Annotated in this window: 11 protein-coding genes; 6 read left to right on the top strand and 5 right to left on the bottom strand. The window is 65.8% G+C overall.

What is annotated here, in order from left to right; translation table 11 throughout:
- Positions 1-24: 24 nt before the first annotated feature.
- Genes BMY35_RS33935 through BMY35_RS33950 form a run of 4 tightly spaced genes read right to left on the bottom strand, consistent with a single transcriptional unit; the run spans position 25 to position 6,828 of the window.
- Positions 25-2,085: an acetoacetate--CoA ligase gene (locus BMY35_RS33935; RefSeq protein WP_093208955.1), complete on the bottom strand. Its 2,061-nt coding sequence runs from the start codon at positions 2,083-2,085 to the stop codon at positions 25-27.
- Complete coding sequence (locus tag BMY35_RS33940; protein ID WP_093208957.1) at positions 2,082-4,397, bottom strand: LamG domain-containing protein; 2,316 nt, start codon at positions 4,395-4,397, stop codon at positions 2,082-2,084. The genes BMY35_RS33935 and BMY35_RS33940 overlap by 4 nt, the downstream gene beginning before the upstream one ends.
- The gene (locus BMY35_RS33945) at positions 4,394-5,371 is read right to left on the bottom strand and encodes a Bug family tripartite tricarboxylate transporter substrate binding protein (protein WP_093208960.1); all 978 of its coding nucleotides are present in this window, start codon (positions 5,369-5,371) and stop codon (positions 4,394-4,396) included. The genes BMY35_RS33940 and BMY35_RS33945 overlap by 4 nt, the downstream gene beginning before the upstream one ends.
- Positions 5,372-5,418: 47 nt before the next feature.
- A complete protein-coding gene (locus tag BMY35_RS33950; RefSeq protein WP_093208962.1) occupies positions 5,419-6,828 on the bottom strand; it encodes an aminotransferase family protein in 1,410 nt (469 codons plus the stop codon).
- Between the two features lie 71 nt (positions 6,829-6,899).
- Here BMY35_RS33950 and BMY35_RS33955 point away from each other — a divergent pair, with 71 nt between their 5' ends.
- Positions 6,900-7,817 (top strand): LysR family transcriptional regulator, encoded by a 918-nt coding sequence (locus tag BMY35_RS33955; RefSeq protein ID WP_007836502.1) that lies wholly within the window; start codon positions 6,900-6,902, stop codon positions 7,815-7,817.
- A 33-nt stretch (positions 7,818-7,850) separates the two neighbouring features.
- Here the strand turns inward: BMY35_RS33955 and BMY35_RS33960 are convergent, their stop codons facing one another.
- Positions 7,851-9,530 (bottom strand): tannase/feruloyl esterase family alpha/beta hydrolase, encoded by a 1,680-nt coding sequence (locus BMY35_RS33960; RefSeq protein WP_093208965.1) that lies wholly within the window; start codon positions 9,528-9,530, stop codon positions 7,851-7,853.
- Positions 9,531-9,767: 237 nt separating this feature from the next.
- Here BMY35_RS33960 and BMY35_RS33965 point away from each other — a divergent pair, with 237 nt between their 5' ends.
- The 5 genes from BMY35_RS33965 to BMY35_RS33985 all read left to right on the top strand — a co-directional run bounded on the left by BMY35_RS33965 (position 9,768) and on the right by BMY35_RS33985 (position 16,066).
- Positions 9,768-11,720, top strand: a complete 1,953-nt coding sequence (locus tag BMY35_RS33965; protein WP_371287233.1) for an AMP-dependent synthetase/ligase — start codon at positions 9,768-9,770, stop codon at positions 11,718-11,720.
- A gap of 116 nt (positions 11,721-11,836) precedes the next feature.
- Positions 11,837-12,655: an ABC transporter ATP-binding protein gene (locus BMY35_RS33970; protein ID WP_256230396.1), complete on the top strand. Its 819-nt coding sequence runs from the start codon at positions 11,837-11,839 to the stop codon at positions 12,653-12,655.
- A 12-nt stretch (positions 12,656-12,667) separates the two neighbouring features.
- Positions 12,668-13,597 (top strand): branched-chain amino acid ABC transporter permease, encoded by a 930-nt coding sequence (locus BMY35_RS33975; protein WP_007836506.1) that lies wholly within the window; start codon positions 12,668-12,670, stop codon positions 13,595-13,597.
- A gap of 10 nt (positions 13,598-13,607) precedes the next feature.
- The gene (locus tag BMY35_RS33980; RefSeq protein ID WP_093208967.1) at positions 13,608-14,672 is read left to right on the top strand and encodes a branched-chain amino acid ABC transporter permease; all 1,065 of its coding nucleotides are present in this window, start codon (positions 13,608-13,610) and stop codon (positions 14,670-14,672) included.
- 41 nt (positions 14,673-14,713) lie between these two features.
- Positions 14,714-16,066, top strand: coding sequence for an ABC transporter substrate-binding protein (locus BMY35_RS33985; protein WP_256230399.1), 1,353 nt, complete (start codon positions 14,714-14,716; stop codon positions 16,064-16,066).
- Positions 16,067-16,073: the final 7 nt, after the last annotated feature.

Raw genomic sequence — 16,073 nt, forward strand, 5'->3', positions numbered from 1 at the left:
GCATGTGCCCACTGGGTGATCGCATCAGCCCACGCGGCGCCGGTACCTTTCTGCGAAATCCACGTACCAGTCGATGCTCTCGGGTTCGGCCAGCGCATCGCGGCTCACGACCTTCTCGAGCGCGTGGCCCAGCAGGAGCTTCTTGACAGGCAGCTCCAGCTTCTTGCCGGTGATGGTCTTCGGGATCGTGTGCACCTGGATGATTTCGTTGGGTACATGGCGTGCCGACAGGCCCGTGCGCAAGGCCTGCCGGATGCGCTGCTCCAGCGGCTCCTCCAGCCGGATGCCGGCCTGCAGCTGGACGAACAACGCCATGTACGAATCGCGCCCGAGGTACTCCAGGTCCACGACCAGGCTGTCCATCACTTCGGCCATGCCCTGGACCACGCGGTACAGCTCGGACGTTCCCATGCGCACGCCCTGGCGGTTGATGGTGGCGTCCGAACGGCCGTAGATCACGCCCGCCGTGGCGTCTGGCCGCGGCACCAGGCGCACCCAGTCGCCATGCCGCCAGACGTTTCGGCCCTGGCTGTCCCTGAAGCTCTCGAAGTAGCTCTCCAGGTACCGCCGATGGCCCGCATCTCCCCAGAAGTACAGCGGCATCGAAGGCAGGGGCCGGGTGCACACCAGTTCCCCCACCTCGTCCAGCACGGGTTGGCCGGCATCGTTCCACGCCTGCACGCAGGCGCCCAAGGTGCGGCATTGCATCTCGCCCGTGCGCACCGGCAGGGTGGGAAGCCCCACCAGGAAGCCGCCGGCAATGTCCGTTCCACCGGAAACGATGTTGAGCCAGAGGTCGCGCTTGACGGCGCCGTACAGCCATTCGCAGGCCTCGGGTGACAGGGGAGAACCGGTGGACGATACCGTGTGCAACTGCCCCAGGTCCGCGATCTCGCGCGGCACGATGCCGGCCTTCAGGCACGCGTGGTGGATCGCGGCGCCGGCGCCGAATACATGAACGCCCAGCCGGCCCACCAGCTTCCACAGGTGGCCCCAGTCCGGCTCGGCACCGGCACCGGTCACGGCGCCGTCGTACAGCACGAGGGTGGCGCCCCCTAGCAGCCCCAGGACATGCGCGTTCCAGACCATCCACGACGTGTTGGCCGCCCAGAAGACGCGTTCGCTCGGGTGCAGGTCGCCGTGCAGGACCATGTTCACCATGCCGTTCGCGAGCACCCCGCCGTGGCCGTGGACGATCGCCTTGGGCAGCCCCGTCGTTCCCGACGAGTAGAGGATCCACAGGGGGTGGTCCGCCGGTAGGGCCGCCGGTTGCCAGGCCGCCTCGCGCGCGATGGCCTCCTGCCAGTACATCGTCGTGCGGCTCTCGGTCTGCGCGGGTGGAGGCGCAGCCGCGTCAAGATGCGGAATCCAGAGGATGCCGGTGACTGTCGGCAGCTCGCGCAGGATCTCGTCCAGCGCCCCGTGGCGGTCGAACGGCTTGCCGCCGAAGCGATAGCCATCCACCGCGACCAGCACCTTGGGCGCGATCTGCCGGAATCGGTCGCCCACGCTCACCGGCCCCATGTCTGGTGCGCACAGGGACCACACCGCGCCCAGGCTGGCGGCGGCCAGGAACGCAACGACCGCCTGGGGGATGTTGGGGAGGTAGCCGGCCACGCGGTCACCCTGCTGCACACCCAGCTCGCGCAGGGCCTGGGCCACCGATGCAACCTGGCGCTGGAGCTCGACCCAGCTCATGGCGCCGGTGCCCGAGGCCTCGCTTTCGAAAACGATCGCGGGCGAGGCAAGGCGCGCGTGGCGGAACACCTGGTCGACCAGGTTGAGCCGGGCGCCTTCGAACCAGCGGGTGCCCGGCATGTCTTCGCCGGACAGGACACTCTCGTACGGTGTTCGCAACGGAAGCTCGAAGAAGGCCAGGACGGCGCTCCAGAAGCCCTCCAGGTCGGTCACCGACCATTGCCACAGAGCCTCGTAGTTCTCGAAGCGAAGGCCGCGCTCGCGATCCAGCCAGGCCTCGAAGTGGGTGATCAGGGCTCGCTCCTTGCGGCCCGGCGTGGGTGTCCACAAGGGTGCATCGGACGGTGCGGACACGGCGTGAGGAGCGATTTCTGGATGCGTGGTCATGGCGCAGTCTTGCTGGAGTGAACTCGCGAGGGGTTCCTGGGTGTCACACCGAAACGATGCAGCACATTGCCGAGCAACTTTCCGAAGAGCGGGTCGCTGCCAACCACCCAGGCCGCGCCGACTGCGCCTGCATGAAACACGCGCCCGCCTTGCGGCCGCTCCCAATAGATCATCTCGGCCGACAGTCCGTCGAGCGATTCGGTGAGTCTCGAGTAGTGGTCGAGGTAGGCGTCCATCTTCCCCGGGACGCGCCGGATGCCCTTGGCGATGACCTCGATGCCCTCTTGCGCGATGGGCAGGGAAGCACCCGGAGGGCAGCGCTTCGTCATCTTCGCCAGGGTCGAGAGGGTCAGGTCCCACTCGTGTCCGATGGCGCGCGGCAGCCCGCCGCCGGGCGCATGGCCGAAGGTTTCACCCTTGCCGAGGCCCAGCGGCTGCGGCTCGTTGAAGAGCGCATGCGCCGGCAGCTCGACGTGGTAGACGCCGAAGTCGTCGCCGTCGGCGAAGGCCCAGCCCGCGGTTTCGAGGCCGATGATGTCCGCGGCCGGCCGGCCCGATGCCTTGAGCCGTCCGCCGCGCGCCCAGTCCTGGCTGTGGTACTGCTCGCCGAACGCGCCCGCTGGCGGGCCGACGGGCGGTCTGGCCTCGTCGTGATCGGGCCCGTTGACCTTCCGCTGCTCCATGACGGAGAAGTCCTCGTCGTAGCTCACGCGCAGGTACATGGTGTTGCCCGACAGCACGACCGCGCTGCCGCCGCGCTTCAGGAAATCGTCGAGCCCCTCCACGCCCGGCAGCGACCAGTATTCGCTGTGGCCGTTGATGAAGACGGTCTTGTAGCGCGCGAGCAGCGACGGGTCGCGGTGCAGGTCGATGTCGCCAACCACGTCGTAGTCGTAGCCCTGCTTCTCGAGCCATACGTGCAGGTGACGCTCGAGCCGCGTCCACTGGCTGAAGCCGCTCGCGGCCGGGTCGTAGAGCGCGTTGGGGCTGGCATTGGGCCAGGGCATGCGCAGGCCGACCTGGTAGCAGGGCTGGCCGTGGCGGTGGTAGACGTAGCTGCTGAAGGCCGGCGCTTCGGGATGGCTGTTCTCGAGGCCCTCCGAACGGCGCGGCCACACCGGATCGTCGACCACGTTCTTCGCGAAGGGCGTGGTGGCGTAGGCGAGCCAGCTGTTGACGGCGCACAGCACGAGGACAGGAGCGGGCGCCACGTGCGCGGGCTTGCGCACGATGAAAGTGATGTCGTAGTCCGCCTTGCGGCCTTCGATGTCGAAGCGCGCGCGGCCGACGTAGACGCCGGACCTGGCGTCGCCGGGAACGCGGAATTCGTGCACCGCGTCCCAGCGGCAGTCGTAGAGATCATCGCCGGCGAAACGCAGGCCGTGCCCGCGCGTCGGATCGTGGAGCGGGTCGTAGGGCGATTCGTCTTCTTCATAGTGGCCGACCTTGCCGGGCTCGAAGGCCGGGCCGACGATCATCCAGGTCGCGTGGTTGACGATGCGGCCGGTGCGTTGATGCCCGCTGGCATCGGCCACCTGCGAGCCGCGTTCTTCCCGCAGCGGCCAGCAGCCGAGTACCGAGCGGCCCGTCGGGATCTGCAATCCGCGTTGTTCGCGGCGCGCGGCGATCTCGCCGGTCGACAGCGCCCGGTCGTACAACGCCGGCATGACGAGGTCGGCTTCGAGGAACAGGTCGGCCTGGCCGCCGATGGCGCTCGCGCCGAGCCGCAGCGGCGCGGTTGCGGGCTGGACGGCCTGCAGTGCGGGCCACTCCGCGACGCACACGCCATCGATGCAGAGCGTTGCGAGCTCGCCGTTCCACGTGGCGGCAATGTGCTGCCAACGTCGCGTCGCGAGCCGGCCGTGCGATGGCGCGGCGTTGTCTCCCAGGTGGAACGACAGTGCCCCGCCTGGTTCGATGAAGAGCGCAAAGCCGCGGTGCGCGGGATCGTTGTGCTGGCTGACGATGGCCTGCCGTACATCGACCGTCCAGGGCTTGATCCAGCATTCGAAGCTCAACCCGCGCAGCGGTAGGCCGGCCGGCAAGCCGCGTTCAACATGCACATAGGAGCCGGGATGGATCGGCTGAACGCGCGCCTGATGCGGCGCGAATGCTTCGAGCGCCACGTCGTCGCTGCGTCCTTCGACGTCGCTGCCCAGCCGGTAGACCGCGAATTCGTAAGGCACGTCGCTGCTGACATGGAAGCGGACGAGATCGCCCGCCGCCACGGTCTTGGCATCGGCGTAGCCGTGGAGGCCGGGCAGCTGCAGCGGTTTGTGCGGCGGGATCGGGTGCGGGGCGGTCGCTGTCATTCCGACGTGAAGCCGGAGGCCTTCACCACCGGGGCCCAGCGCTTGATGTCGTCGACGATGAGCGCCGAGAGTTCTTCGGGCGTGCTCGGATTCGGATCGCTGCTGAGCTTCAGCAGCCGTTCCTGCACGTCCTTGTTGGCGAGTGCCTTGCCGAGCGCCGCATGCAGCTGGTCGACGATGGGCCGCGGCGTGCCGGCCGGCACGAAGAGGCCGGTCCATTCCAGGTTGTCGAAGTGCGGCTGGCCGAGTTCCTTGAGCGTCGGCACGTCGGGCAGCAATGCGGCACGTCGGGTGCCGTTCACCGCCAGCACCTTGAGCTTGCCCGACTGCTGGTGCGCGACGAGATCGGCAATGGGCATGATGCCGGCCGAGATCTGGTTGCCGAGCAGGTCCTGCACCAGCGGCGCGGCGCCTCGGTAGGGCGCGGCCACGAGCCCCGCCTTGGCGTCGCTGCCGAGGCGGTAGCCCATGAACTGCGAGACGCTGCCCGGCGCAGGCACGCCGTAGTTCGCCTTCTTCGGATCCCTGGCGGCGATGTCGAGCCACTGCTTCACATCCCTGGCCTGCAGCTCCGCGGGCACCGCGATGCCTTCGTAGAAGCTCACGATGCGGCCGACGGGCTTGAAGTCCTTGACGGGGTCGTAGCGCACCGACTTCGTAGTGAGCGGCAGCATGACCATCATGTGCATGTTGGCGAGCAGCACGGTGAGCCCGTCCGCCGGCGCCGTGCGAACGTAGTCGGCCGCGATCGCGCCGCCTGCGCCGGTGCGGTTGTCGACGACGACGATCGTGCCGAGTTCGGCGGCCAGCTTGTCGGCGAGCGTGCGCGCCTGCACGTCGGCCGAGCCGCCGGCCGGATAGCCGACGATGAGCTTGAGCGGACCGTGCGTGGTGTTGATCTGCGCCGCGGCCGCGGCGGCGAAGGACAATGCAGTGCAGGCGAATGCGGCCTTGAGGGTGGCAGAGAGCTTCATCGGGGGCTTTCCTGGGTGGGGTTGCGGAATCGGTGCGGTCGCCGGGTTCAGCGCGCGAGGCCCTTGCGGGCGACCTCGTCGGCAAGATCGGTCAGCGACTTGTCGAGCAGCTCGGCCAATTCGTCGATCTCCGCTTCGGTGATCGTGAGCGGCGGCGTGATCATCTGGAAATCGCCGAAGGCGCCGAGGTTGGCCCGGCGGTTGTAGAGCGCGATGCCGTGCTTCAAGCCGTGCTCGGTAAGCCGTGCGGGTGCGTTGAAAGCGACCGGCAGCTGGCTGCGTTTCGCCTTGTCCGAGACGATTTCGATGGCGGTAAGCAGACCCTTGCCGCGCACGTCGCCGACGACCGGCGAGCGCGACGCGATGTCGCGCAGGCGTGCCATCAGCAGTTCGCCCATGTCGCGTGCGCGAACCATGAGGTCTTGCCGCACGACCTCGTCGACCACCGCGCGCGCGACCGCGCACGACAGCGGATTCGTGAAGTAGGTGTGGCCATGCACGAAGCCGCCGGCACCAGCGATCGCATCGACCATCCTGTTCGGTGCGAGCAGGCAACCGAGCGGCGTGTAGCCGGCGGCCAGGCCCTTGGCGAGCGTGACGAGGTCGGGGCGCGCGTCTTCCCAGTGGTGCGCGGCGAGGAAGGCGCCGGTGCGGCCGGCACCGCTCATGATCTCGTCGAAGATCAGCAGCACGCCGTGGCGGTTGCAGATCTCGCGCACGCGTCGGAAGTAGGCGGCCGAGGAAACCACCGCGCCGGTCGAGAGGCCGCCGATGGGTTCGAGGATGAAGGCCAGCACTGTCTCCGGGCCTTCGCGCAGGATGGTTTGCTCGAGCGCGTCGGCGCACGCCTTCTCGTGCGACTCGACCGTGTGGCCATCGGGCACGCGGTATGACAAGGGGGCCGGCACCTTGGGCATCGGGCGCACCATCGGACCGTACAGGTCGAGCGTGTTGGCATCGCCGGTGACCGCCAGCGCGCCGAGCGTCGAGCCGTGGTAGCTCGGATCGCGCGAGATCACCTTCGAGCGGCCGCCCTGGCCGGTCACGACCGCGTACTGGCGCGCCAGCTTGATCGCGGCCTCGTTGGCCTCCGATCCGCCCGACACGAAGAATGCGCGGTCGAAGCCCTCGCCCGCGAGTCCGCAGACGCGGTCGGCCAGCGCGATGTTGTGCTCGCTCTCGAAGAAACGCGGGTACGCGAAGGTCACCTTCGATGCCTGTTCGGTCATCGCGGCCAGCACGCGCGGATTGCCGTGGCCTATGTTCGCGACGACGGCGCCGGCGGTTGCGTCGAGATAGCGTTTGCCGTTCGCGTCCCACAGGAAGATGCCTTCGCCGCGGGCGACGCGCGGCGGGCGGGCCGAACCCTTGGGTGCGTAGAAGCCGAGGACGGAGCCGCCCTTCGGCGCGTCGCCGATCCGGGCGATGCCAGTCGCGGGGGAGTTCGAGGTGTTCATGACCCGACGATACGAATCGCGGTCACTTTGCGGTAGACGCATGGAGTGATGAAGTGTTATACGTTCGCCGCATGAAGCACGTACATGACCGACTCGACCTGCTCGACACTTTCCAGAAGATCGGCGAGAGCGGATCGCTCAGCAAGGCGGCGCGGCTGCTGGGCACGACGCAGCCCACCGTCAGCCGTCGGCTGCTCGAACTGGAGCGGCTGCTCGGCTGCAAGCTGGCGCTGCGCACGACCGCGAGCTTTTCGCTCACCGACGAAGGGCGCTCGCTGCTCGTCGAGGCCCGCGACCTCGGCGACCGTTGGTCGGGCCTGTCGCAACGCCTGAAGGGCGGGCAGAGCCGACCTGAAGGCACGCTGCGCGTGATCGGGCCTTCGGGGTACGGAACGGGCTTCCTGACCGATGCCGTGACCGACTTGCGCGCGGCGCATCCGGCGCTGCGCGTCGAACTCACGCTGACCGATCGGGTGCTCGACCTGACCGCATGGGGCGCGGAATGCTGGGTCTGCGTGGGCGAGGTGCGCGATCCTGGCCTGGTGAGCCGCAAGCTCGGCATGATGGAGCGCGTGCTGATCGCCACGCCCGAATTGCTCAGGAAACTGGGGCCCGTCACCATCGCGCGTCTTCCGCAGTTGCCCTGCGTTGGGCTCGTGCCCTACGTGACCGGCAACGTGCGCATGCTGGATCGATCGGGCCGCTCCCGTATGGTGACGCTCGACACGCCGATCCAGACCGACAGCCTGTTGTCGAGCTACCGCGCGATCCTCAACGGAGCCGGCATCGGCGCGGCGGCCCCCTGGATGTGCCAGGACGACCTCAAGACCGGCCGGGTGCAGCGGGTGCTGGCGAATTGGTGGCTCGAACCGATCGCCATTCACGTCGCGCTGCCTCCGGGCATCTACAGGCCCGCGCGTGTGACCGCATTCATCGAGGCCCTCAAGGCAAGGATGTCTGCCCTTTCCGGGTTCCGGCCATCGTCCTGAAGGCAAGGCCGGTGGGCATGGAACGCGCTGGTGCTACGGCGACGTACAGGCAAAACTCGCCGCGGCGTTGGGATCGCCCCCAACGTACCGGGGGTACTGCGGATACCTGCAAAGTGGCCTGCTGGCAGGCGTCGCTCCTGCCGCAACGGTGCGCTGCGTGGCAACGATCGTCGAAGACGAGGGCTTGGTTCCTTTCTCGATCCACTCGAACATGGGGCCCGCCAGATCCACCTTGTCCGCCCCGTTGCCGCCGTTGCAGTGCTCCACGCCGGGGGCGGTGTAGTACTCGACGAATTCGTCCGCCGCGGATTGGCCGCCGCTCTTCTTGACGACGCTCTGGTAGTACTCGGTGGCGTTGTTCGCCGTAATCAGCCAATCGGTCTGGCCGGTCCACAGCACTAGTTTTCCGCCTTTTGCCTTGAACCGGCTCAGATCAGGGTCGATGGCATCGAGCATCGCACTGAGCTGATCGAGGCGCGCCGTGTATTGCGCGGGATCCAGCAGGAGCGGGTCCACGGAAGCATCCTGGGCGACCATGTACTTGATGAAGTCGCCTCCCAGGTTGGAGGTCGATGCGCCCCATGTGGCCGCGGTCTCGCCACCGGGCAGAAAGCCGGGCCAGACGTAGCGGCCGTTGGCGATGCTGGTGGGGGCATAGAACGCCTGCGCGGACTCGACCTGCGCAGGTGTCAGGCAGGCATCGGTTTCTGCACCGTTGCATGCGAGTTCGACGGGATCGAACTGACAGGCTTCGGGCTTTCCGATGATCCTGTCGTTCAGTCCGTCGAGCCCGTCGCACTTGGCATACACGGCATCGCCGATCGTCTTGATCTTGGCGGCGCTCAGGGCCGCGCCTGGCTTCGCCAGTTGCTTCCCGATCTTCTGGTACCAGAGGAACTGCGACGTGAAGGCATTCGCCGGCGCGCGGGCGATGATGCCGTCGAAGAGATCCGGATGGCGTTGCGCCTGCATCAGCGCCTGGCGACCGCCGCCAGAGCAGCCCTCGTAGACCATCTTGGTGTTGGCGAACGAGTCGCCGTAGTGCGCGCGCAGGATCGATTTCGCCGGCACGAGGACCCGTGGAACGGATGCATACGCGTAGTCGGCGAGCATGTCCTCGTCGAGCGCGAAGGATCCTCCCGGTTTCGCAATCATGTCGTGCCCGTGGTTGGTGGCGATGGTCGCGTAGCCGCGCTTGGGCAGGTCTGGGCTTCCAACCGGGCTGACGGCAGGATCGCTGATGTAGCCAACATTCAGATAGCCATCGAAGCCGCCGCCGCCCCTGAAGACGGTGCGGTGATTCCACTCCGTGGGCATCCGTACGTCGAAGTCCAGGTCCTTCGGCATTTCGCCGCGCACGATGCAGTGCTCGGGCACGGCATCGGTGGCCGGCATGAAGGTCGCCTTGGTGATCGTCGCGCCGTCGAAGGTCCGGCCGAGGAACGCCTTGCATCGGCTCTCGGCGCTGGCTTGCTGGGTGTCGGGCACGACCGGTGCAGGATCGCCGCTGCCGTTGCTGCCTCCGCCATTGCCGCCGACGGTGCCGACTGCGCCGATGCCGCCCGCGAAACCGCTGCCGCCGCTTCCGCCGCCGCAGCCCGCTAGCGCCGCGGCCAGTCCGACCAGCGTACCGGTCGCGAGCGCGAGCCAGCGGGGCCGGCATGCAGGCTCGCGGCTTCGGATGGCGTTCAAGGCCGGGGATGAAAATTTCATGGGTTGTCTCCTGCGTTTGATTTGGCGCGGCCTTTGGACCGCAGTAGCACGGTAGGCAGGGGAGCAGGCGGCAAATGTCTGGTGCCGGACATTTCGGGGTTTGTCCGTAGTCGTCCGGGGATAACCCTCGATTGTCATGACCAAGACATTGCATCTCTCGCAGGGAATGAACACTCCAAACCTTGCTGCGCTGTGCAGAACACTCCGGGCCCTGGCCTGACATTTGGAGACTGGTGCGTGAAACCCGAGACAACATTTCCGGCCCTGCTCGCTTCGCAAGTGCGCGTGAGCGGTGCGCGCGTTGCGATGCGCGAGAAGAAGTTCGGAATCTGGCAGGCGCACTCCTGGCTGGACGTGTCGCGGTTGGTTCACGACCTGGCCTGCGGGCTGGCACAGGCCGGCGTATGCCGCGGCGACCACGTCGCGCTGATCGGTGGCAACCGCCCCCGCCTCCAGGCCTCGTTGACGGCGCTGCAGGCGCTCGGGGCCATCCCTGTGCCGCTCTATCAGGACGCGCCGGCGGCCGAGTACGCCTATCCGCTGGCCAGCGCGAAAGTTGCATTCGCGATCGTGGAAGAGCAGGAGCAGGTCGACAAGTTGCTCGAGGTGAAAGAGGGTTGTCCGGACTTGAGCCGGGTATGGTTCGACGACGGACGTGGCCTGCGCAAGTACCCCCAGTCGTGGCTTGGTTCACTCGATGCCCTGGTGGAAGCGGGGCGGCAGTTCGGTGCGGAGCATGCGGCCTTCTACGACGAGCAGGCTGCGCTGGTTCGACCCGACGATGTGGCAGCGATGTTCTTCACATCCGGCACGACCAACCTGCCCAAGGGCGTCGTGCATACGCATCGGTCACTGATCCTCAGCGCGCAATCGGGCAAGGCCTTTGATCGGATCTCCGAACGCGAAGAGGTGTTGGCCTTTCTGCCGCCCGCATGGCTCGGCCAGAACATCTTCTCGTACACCATGTGGCTGGCGAGCGGCTACACGGTGAATTTCCCGGAGTCGCCGGAAACCGTCGGCATCGATCTCAAGGAGATCGGTCCGACCTACTACTTCGCACCTCCGCGGGTGTTCGAAGAGATGCTCACGGCCGTCACGGTCAGGATGAACGATGCAAGCCTTCTGAAGCGAAAGGCGTACGACTATTTCATGGCCGTGGCGCGCAGGGTCGGCCAGAACGTCATGGCGGGCGAGCCGGTGACGCTGGTCGAGCGCCTGCAGTACGCGGTAGGCAATGTGCTTTTCTATCGCCCCTTGTGCGCTCAGTTGGGCATGAGCCGGATACGCGTTGCGTACACGGCCGGCGAGGCCATCGGTCCTGACCTGTTTGCCTTCTTTCGCTCTATCGGCATCAATCTCAAGCAGTTGTACGGCACGACGGAGACGGCCGTATTCGTCTGCTTGCAGCCCGATGGCAAGGTCAAGCCCGACACCGTCGGCATTCCGGCGCCCGGCGTCGAGGTCAAGGTTGCCGCGAGTGGGGAGTTGCTCGTGAAATCGCCCGGCACGCTCAAGGAGTACCACCAGAACTCGCAAGCGACCGCAGAGGTCCTGGACGCCGACGGTTGGTACCACACCGGCGATGCGGCCCTGATCGACGACGACGGGCATGTGCGCATCGTGGATCGTCTCAAGGACGTCGGCCGCCTGGCGGGCGGCAGCCACGACGGCGCGACCTTCGCACCCAAGTACGTCGAGAACAAGCTGAAGTTCTCGCCTTACATCAAGGAGGTGGTGGCCTTCGGCCACGCAAGGGACCGGGTGTGCGCCTTCATCAACATCGACTTCGAGTCCGTCGGCAACTGGGCCGAGCGGCGAAGCCTTTCCTACTCCGGCTACCCCGACCTGGCCCAGAAGCCGGAAGTGGCCGAACTCATCCAGGGCTGCGTCGAGGCCGCGAACGCCGAACTCTCGGTGGACCACCTCGTGGCTGGAAACCAGATCAGCCGCTTTCTCATTCTTCACAAGGAGCTGGACCCGGACGACGGCGAGCTGACGCGCACGCGCAAGGTGCGGCGGGGTTTCATCGCCGACCGGTATCGGGTCCTGGTCGAAGCCCTCTTCGGCGGCGCCTCGGCGCAATACGTCGAGACCGAAATCAGCTTCGAGGACGGGCGCAAGGGATTCGCCGCGGCGACGCTGCCCATCCACGATGCCAAGACTTTCGCGATCCTCCAGCGTGCCGCTTGAGCCCGCATCGCGAACCCCACCAGAACAAACAAGGAGACCGCGTGCTGACAGCTGTACAGCGCGCGTCGGTGGCCACTGCCAGCCGACGTTCGCACGATTCGAGAAATGATGAGGCGGTGCCACGAGCGCCGCAGCTCGCGCCAATCGACGTCAAGGGCGCTCAGTCGAAGGGCGCAATCCTGGATGTCCGCAACATCACGTTGCGATTCGGTGGCGTCAAGGCGCTCACCGACATCAGCTTCGATGTTCGCGCGCACGAGGTGAGATCGATCATCGGGCCCAACGGTGCCGGCAAGAGCTCGATGCTCAACTGCATCAACGGCGTCTACCAGCCGCAGGAGGGATCGATCACCTTCCAGGGCAAGACCTTCAGGCACATGAACTCGCGCCAGGTCGCGGAGATGGGCATCGCGCGAACCTTCCAGAACCTCGCATTGTTCAAGGGCATGAGCGTGCTCGACAACCTGATGACGGGGCGGAATCTCAAGATGAAGGTCAATCCGCTTCTGCAGGCGCTGCGCTGGGGCCCCGCGGAAAGGGAAGAGCTGGCGCACCGGGAGCGCGTCGAGGAAATCATCGACTTCCTGGAGATCCAGCCCTTCAGAAAGATGCCCGTCGGCAAGCTGCCCTATGGCCTGCAAAAGCGCGTCGACCTCGGGCGAGCCCTTGCGATGGAGCCGGAGGTGCTGCTACTCGACGAGCCCATGGCCGGCATGAACGTCGAGGAAAAGCAGGACATGTGCCGCTTCATCCTCGAGGTGAACCAGGAGCTCGGCGTGACCGTGGTGCTCATCGAGCACGACATGAGCGTCGTGATGGACATCAGCGATCGGGTCGTGGTGCTGGACTACGGAAAAAAGATCGGCGACGGCACACCGCGCGAGGTGATGGCCAACGAAGAAGTCATCCGTGCCTACCTTGGCGCACAACACTGAGCAGGCACAGAGATGGGATTTTTTCTCGAAACGGTTTTCGGCGGCTTGATGGCAGGCATGCTGTATTCATTGATCGCCATCGGCTTCGTGCTGATCTACAAGGCCTCAGGCGTCTTCAACTTCGCCCAGGGAGCGATGGTGCTTTTTGCGGCGCTGGCGATGGCACGCTTCTCAACCTGGATTCCACAGTGGCTTGGCTTCGAGAGCCAGCTCCTCGCGAACCTGCTGGCCTTCCTGGCAGCGATGGCAGTGATGGTGGCGGTCGCCTGGGCGATCGAGCGGCTGGCCCTGCGGCACCTGGTGAACCAGGATGGCGTCACCTTGCTTATGGCCACGTTGGGCGTTGCCTACTTTCTTGACGGTCTCGGGCAGACGCTGTTCGGCAACGACATCTACAAGATCGATGTAGGCATGCCGAAGGAGCCGCTGATGGTTCTTGAGAGCACCTTTCAAGGCGGGTTGCTCCTGAGCCAGGAAGACCTAGTGGCTGCTGCCATTTCCACTTTGTTGGTCATCCTGCTCGCGGTCTTCTTCCAGAAGACGGCCACCGGGCGGGCCTTGCGCGCGGTGGCGGACGATCACCAGGCGGCGCAGTCGATCGGCATTCCGTTGAACCGCATCTGGGTGATCGTGTGGTCCGTTGCGGGGTTCGCCGCGCTGGTCGCGGGAATCATCTGGGGATCGAAGCTGGGCGTGCAGTTCTCGCTGTCGCTCGTGGCACTCAAGGCGCTGCCGGTGGTGATCCTGGGCGGGCTGACGTCCATTCCCGGCGCCATCGTGGGCGGTCTGCTGATCGGTGTGGGAGAAAAGGTGTCCGAGATCTACCTCGGCCCTCTGCTGGGTGGCGGCATCGAGATCTGGTTTGCGTATGTGCTCGCGCTTGCATTCCTGCTGCTTCGTCCGCAGGGATTGTTCGGCGAAAAAATCATCGATCGCGTCTGAGGCACACCCCATGATCTACAACGAAAACGGTCAATTCAAATCGACGTACCGGGCGGACCAGCAGATCCTGCCGATCTCCCAGGATCGCGTGTTCATCGCATGTGTTCTGGCCGTCGCGTTCCTGGCCATGCCCTGGCTGGCCTCCGAGTACTGGCTTCGCGCCATTCTCATTCCGTTCCTCATCATGTCCCTTGCTGCGCTGGGGCTGAACATCCTCGTGGGGTACTGCGGCCAGATCTCGCTCGGGACCGGCGCGTTCATGGCGGTGGGCGCCTACGCGGCCTACAACATGCAGGCGCGGGTGGAGGGAATGCCCCTGATCCTCTCGCTGCTGGTGGGCGGTCTGTGTTCGACCGCGGTCGGCGTGCTGTTCGGCATTCCAAGCCTGCGGATCAAGGGGCTGTACCTGGCGGTGGCAACGCTCGCCGCGCAGTTCTTCGTCGACTGGTCTTTCCTGCGGGTTCAATGGTTCACCAACTACTCGGCATCAGGCTCTGTCAGCGTGTCGAACCTCCAGATCTTCGGCATGCCCATCAGCACGCCGGCACAGAAGTACATCCTGTGCCTGAGTGCCCTGGCGCTGTTCGCATTGATGGCCAAGAACCTGGTGCGCGGCGCCATCGGCCGGGAGTGGATGGCGATGCGGGACATGGACGTCGCAGCTGCCGTCATCGGCATCCGGCCCGTGTACGCAAAGCTGACCGCCTTTGCGGTGAGCAGCTTCATCGTGGGTGTCGCCGGTGCGCTCTGGGGCTTTGTCCATCTGGGCAGTTGGGAACCCAGTGCGTTCAGCATCGAGCGTTCGTTCCAGCTGCTGTTCATGGTGATCATCGGCGGCCTCGGTTCCATCGTGGGCAGCTTCTTCGGCGCGGCATTCATCGTGCTGCTCCCGCTTCTGCTCAACCAGATGCCGGCCCTGCTGGGTGTGCCGATCTCGACCACGCTCGCATCGCACCTTGAGGCGATGATTTTCGGCGCGCTGATCGTCTTCTTCCTGATCGTCGAACCGCACGGCCTCGCCCGCATGTGGGGCACCGCCAAAGAGAAATTGCGGCTCTGGCCCTTTCCGCATTGAGCCCCCTCCTTCCAACACAAACCAAGAGACAGTCAACAGCCATGTTCACGAAACAATTCATCTCTCTTTCGATCGCCGTTTCGGCGAGCCTGGTCTTCGCTCAGGGCAGCCTTGCACAGACGGCGCCGTCGTCGGCGCTGGTCAAGGAGCAGTTCGTTCCGTTGCTCGTGTATCGGACGGGTCCGTATGCACCGAGCGGCACGCCGTGGGCCAACGGCAAGCAGGACTACCTGAAGCTCGTCAACGAGCGCGACGGCGGCGTGAATGGGGTCAAGTTCACCTATGAGGAATGCGAAACCGGGTACGCAACCGACCGCGGGGTGGAGTGCTACGAGCGCCTCAAGGGCAAGGGCCCCACGGGCGCGACCGCATTCGATCCCCAGGCGACGGGCATCACCTTTGCGTTGACCGACAAGGCACCGCTGGACAAGGTCCCGCTCATCACGCCGGGATACGGTCGCTCCGAAGCGGCCGATGGCGGTGTCCTGAAGTGGAGCTTTCCGATCGCTGGTTCGTACTGGACGGCGGCCGACATCCTGATTCAGTCCCTCGGCCGCAAGGCAGGCGGGCTCGACAAGCTGAAGGGCAAGAAGGTGACCTTCGCGTACCACGACTCGCCCTACGGCAAAGAGCCGATCCCCGTTCTGCAGGAGCGCGCGCGCATGCATGGCTTCGATCTGCAATTGCTCCCGGTGACCGCGCCGGGCGTGGAGCAGAAAGCGACATGGCTGCAGATCCGCCAGGCGCGGCCGGACTACGTCGTTCTTTGGGGCTGGGGGGTGATGAACTCCACGGCCCTCAAGGAGGCACAAGCGACGGGTTATCCGCGTGAAAAGATGATCGGCGTGTACTGGTCCGGCACGGAGCCCGACGTCAAGGACGTGGGCGCCGGCGCCAAGGGCTACAGCGCGATCAACATGCAGAACCTTCTGGGGGGCACCAAGGCCACCGAGGAGATCCTCAAGCACGTGCATGGCAAGGGCCAGGGTACCGGGCCGAAGGAGGAGGTCGGCTCCATCCTCTACAACAACGGCATGATCATTTCGATGATCACCGTCGAAGCCGTTCGTCGCGCACAGGAGCGGTTCGGCAAGGGCAAATCCATGACCGGCGAGCAGGTCCGCTGGGGGCTGGAGAACCTGAACCTGGATCAGAAGCGACTGGATGCGCTGGGCTTCGGCAAGCTGAAGAATCCGATCAGCACCTCCTGCAACGACCACATGGGCGTTGCCACGGCGCGCGTCCAGACGTGGGACGGCGCCAAGTGGCAGTTCGTATCCGATCCGATCGAGGCGGACATGGCGATCCTCAAGCCCATGATCAAGGCTGCCGCGGACAAGTACGCCGCCGAAAAGAAGATCGCGCGCCGTTCGCCTGAAGACTGCCAGAGCTGAAGAAAGA

The organism is Variovorax sp. YR750 (assembly GCF_900109805.1).
GTDB classification, from domain to species: domain Bacteria; phylum Pseudomonadota; class Gammaproteobacteria; order Burkholderiales; family Burkholderiaceae_C; genus Variovorax; species Variovorax gossypii.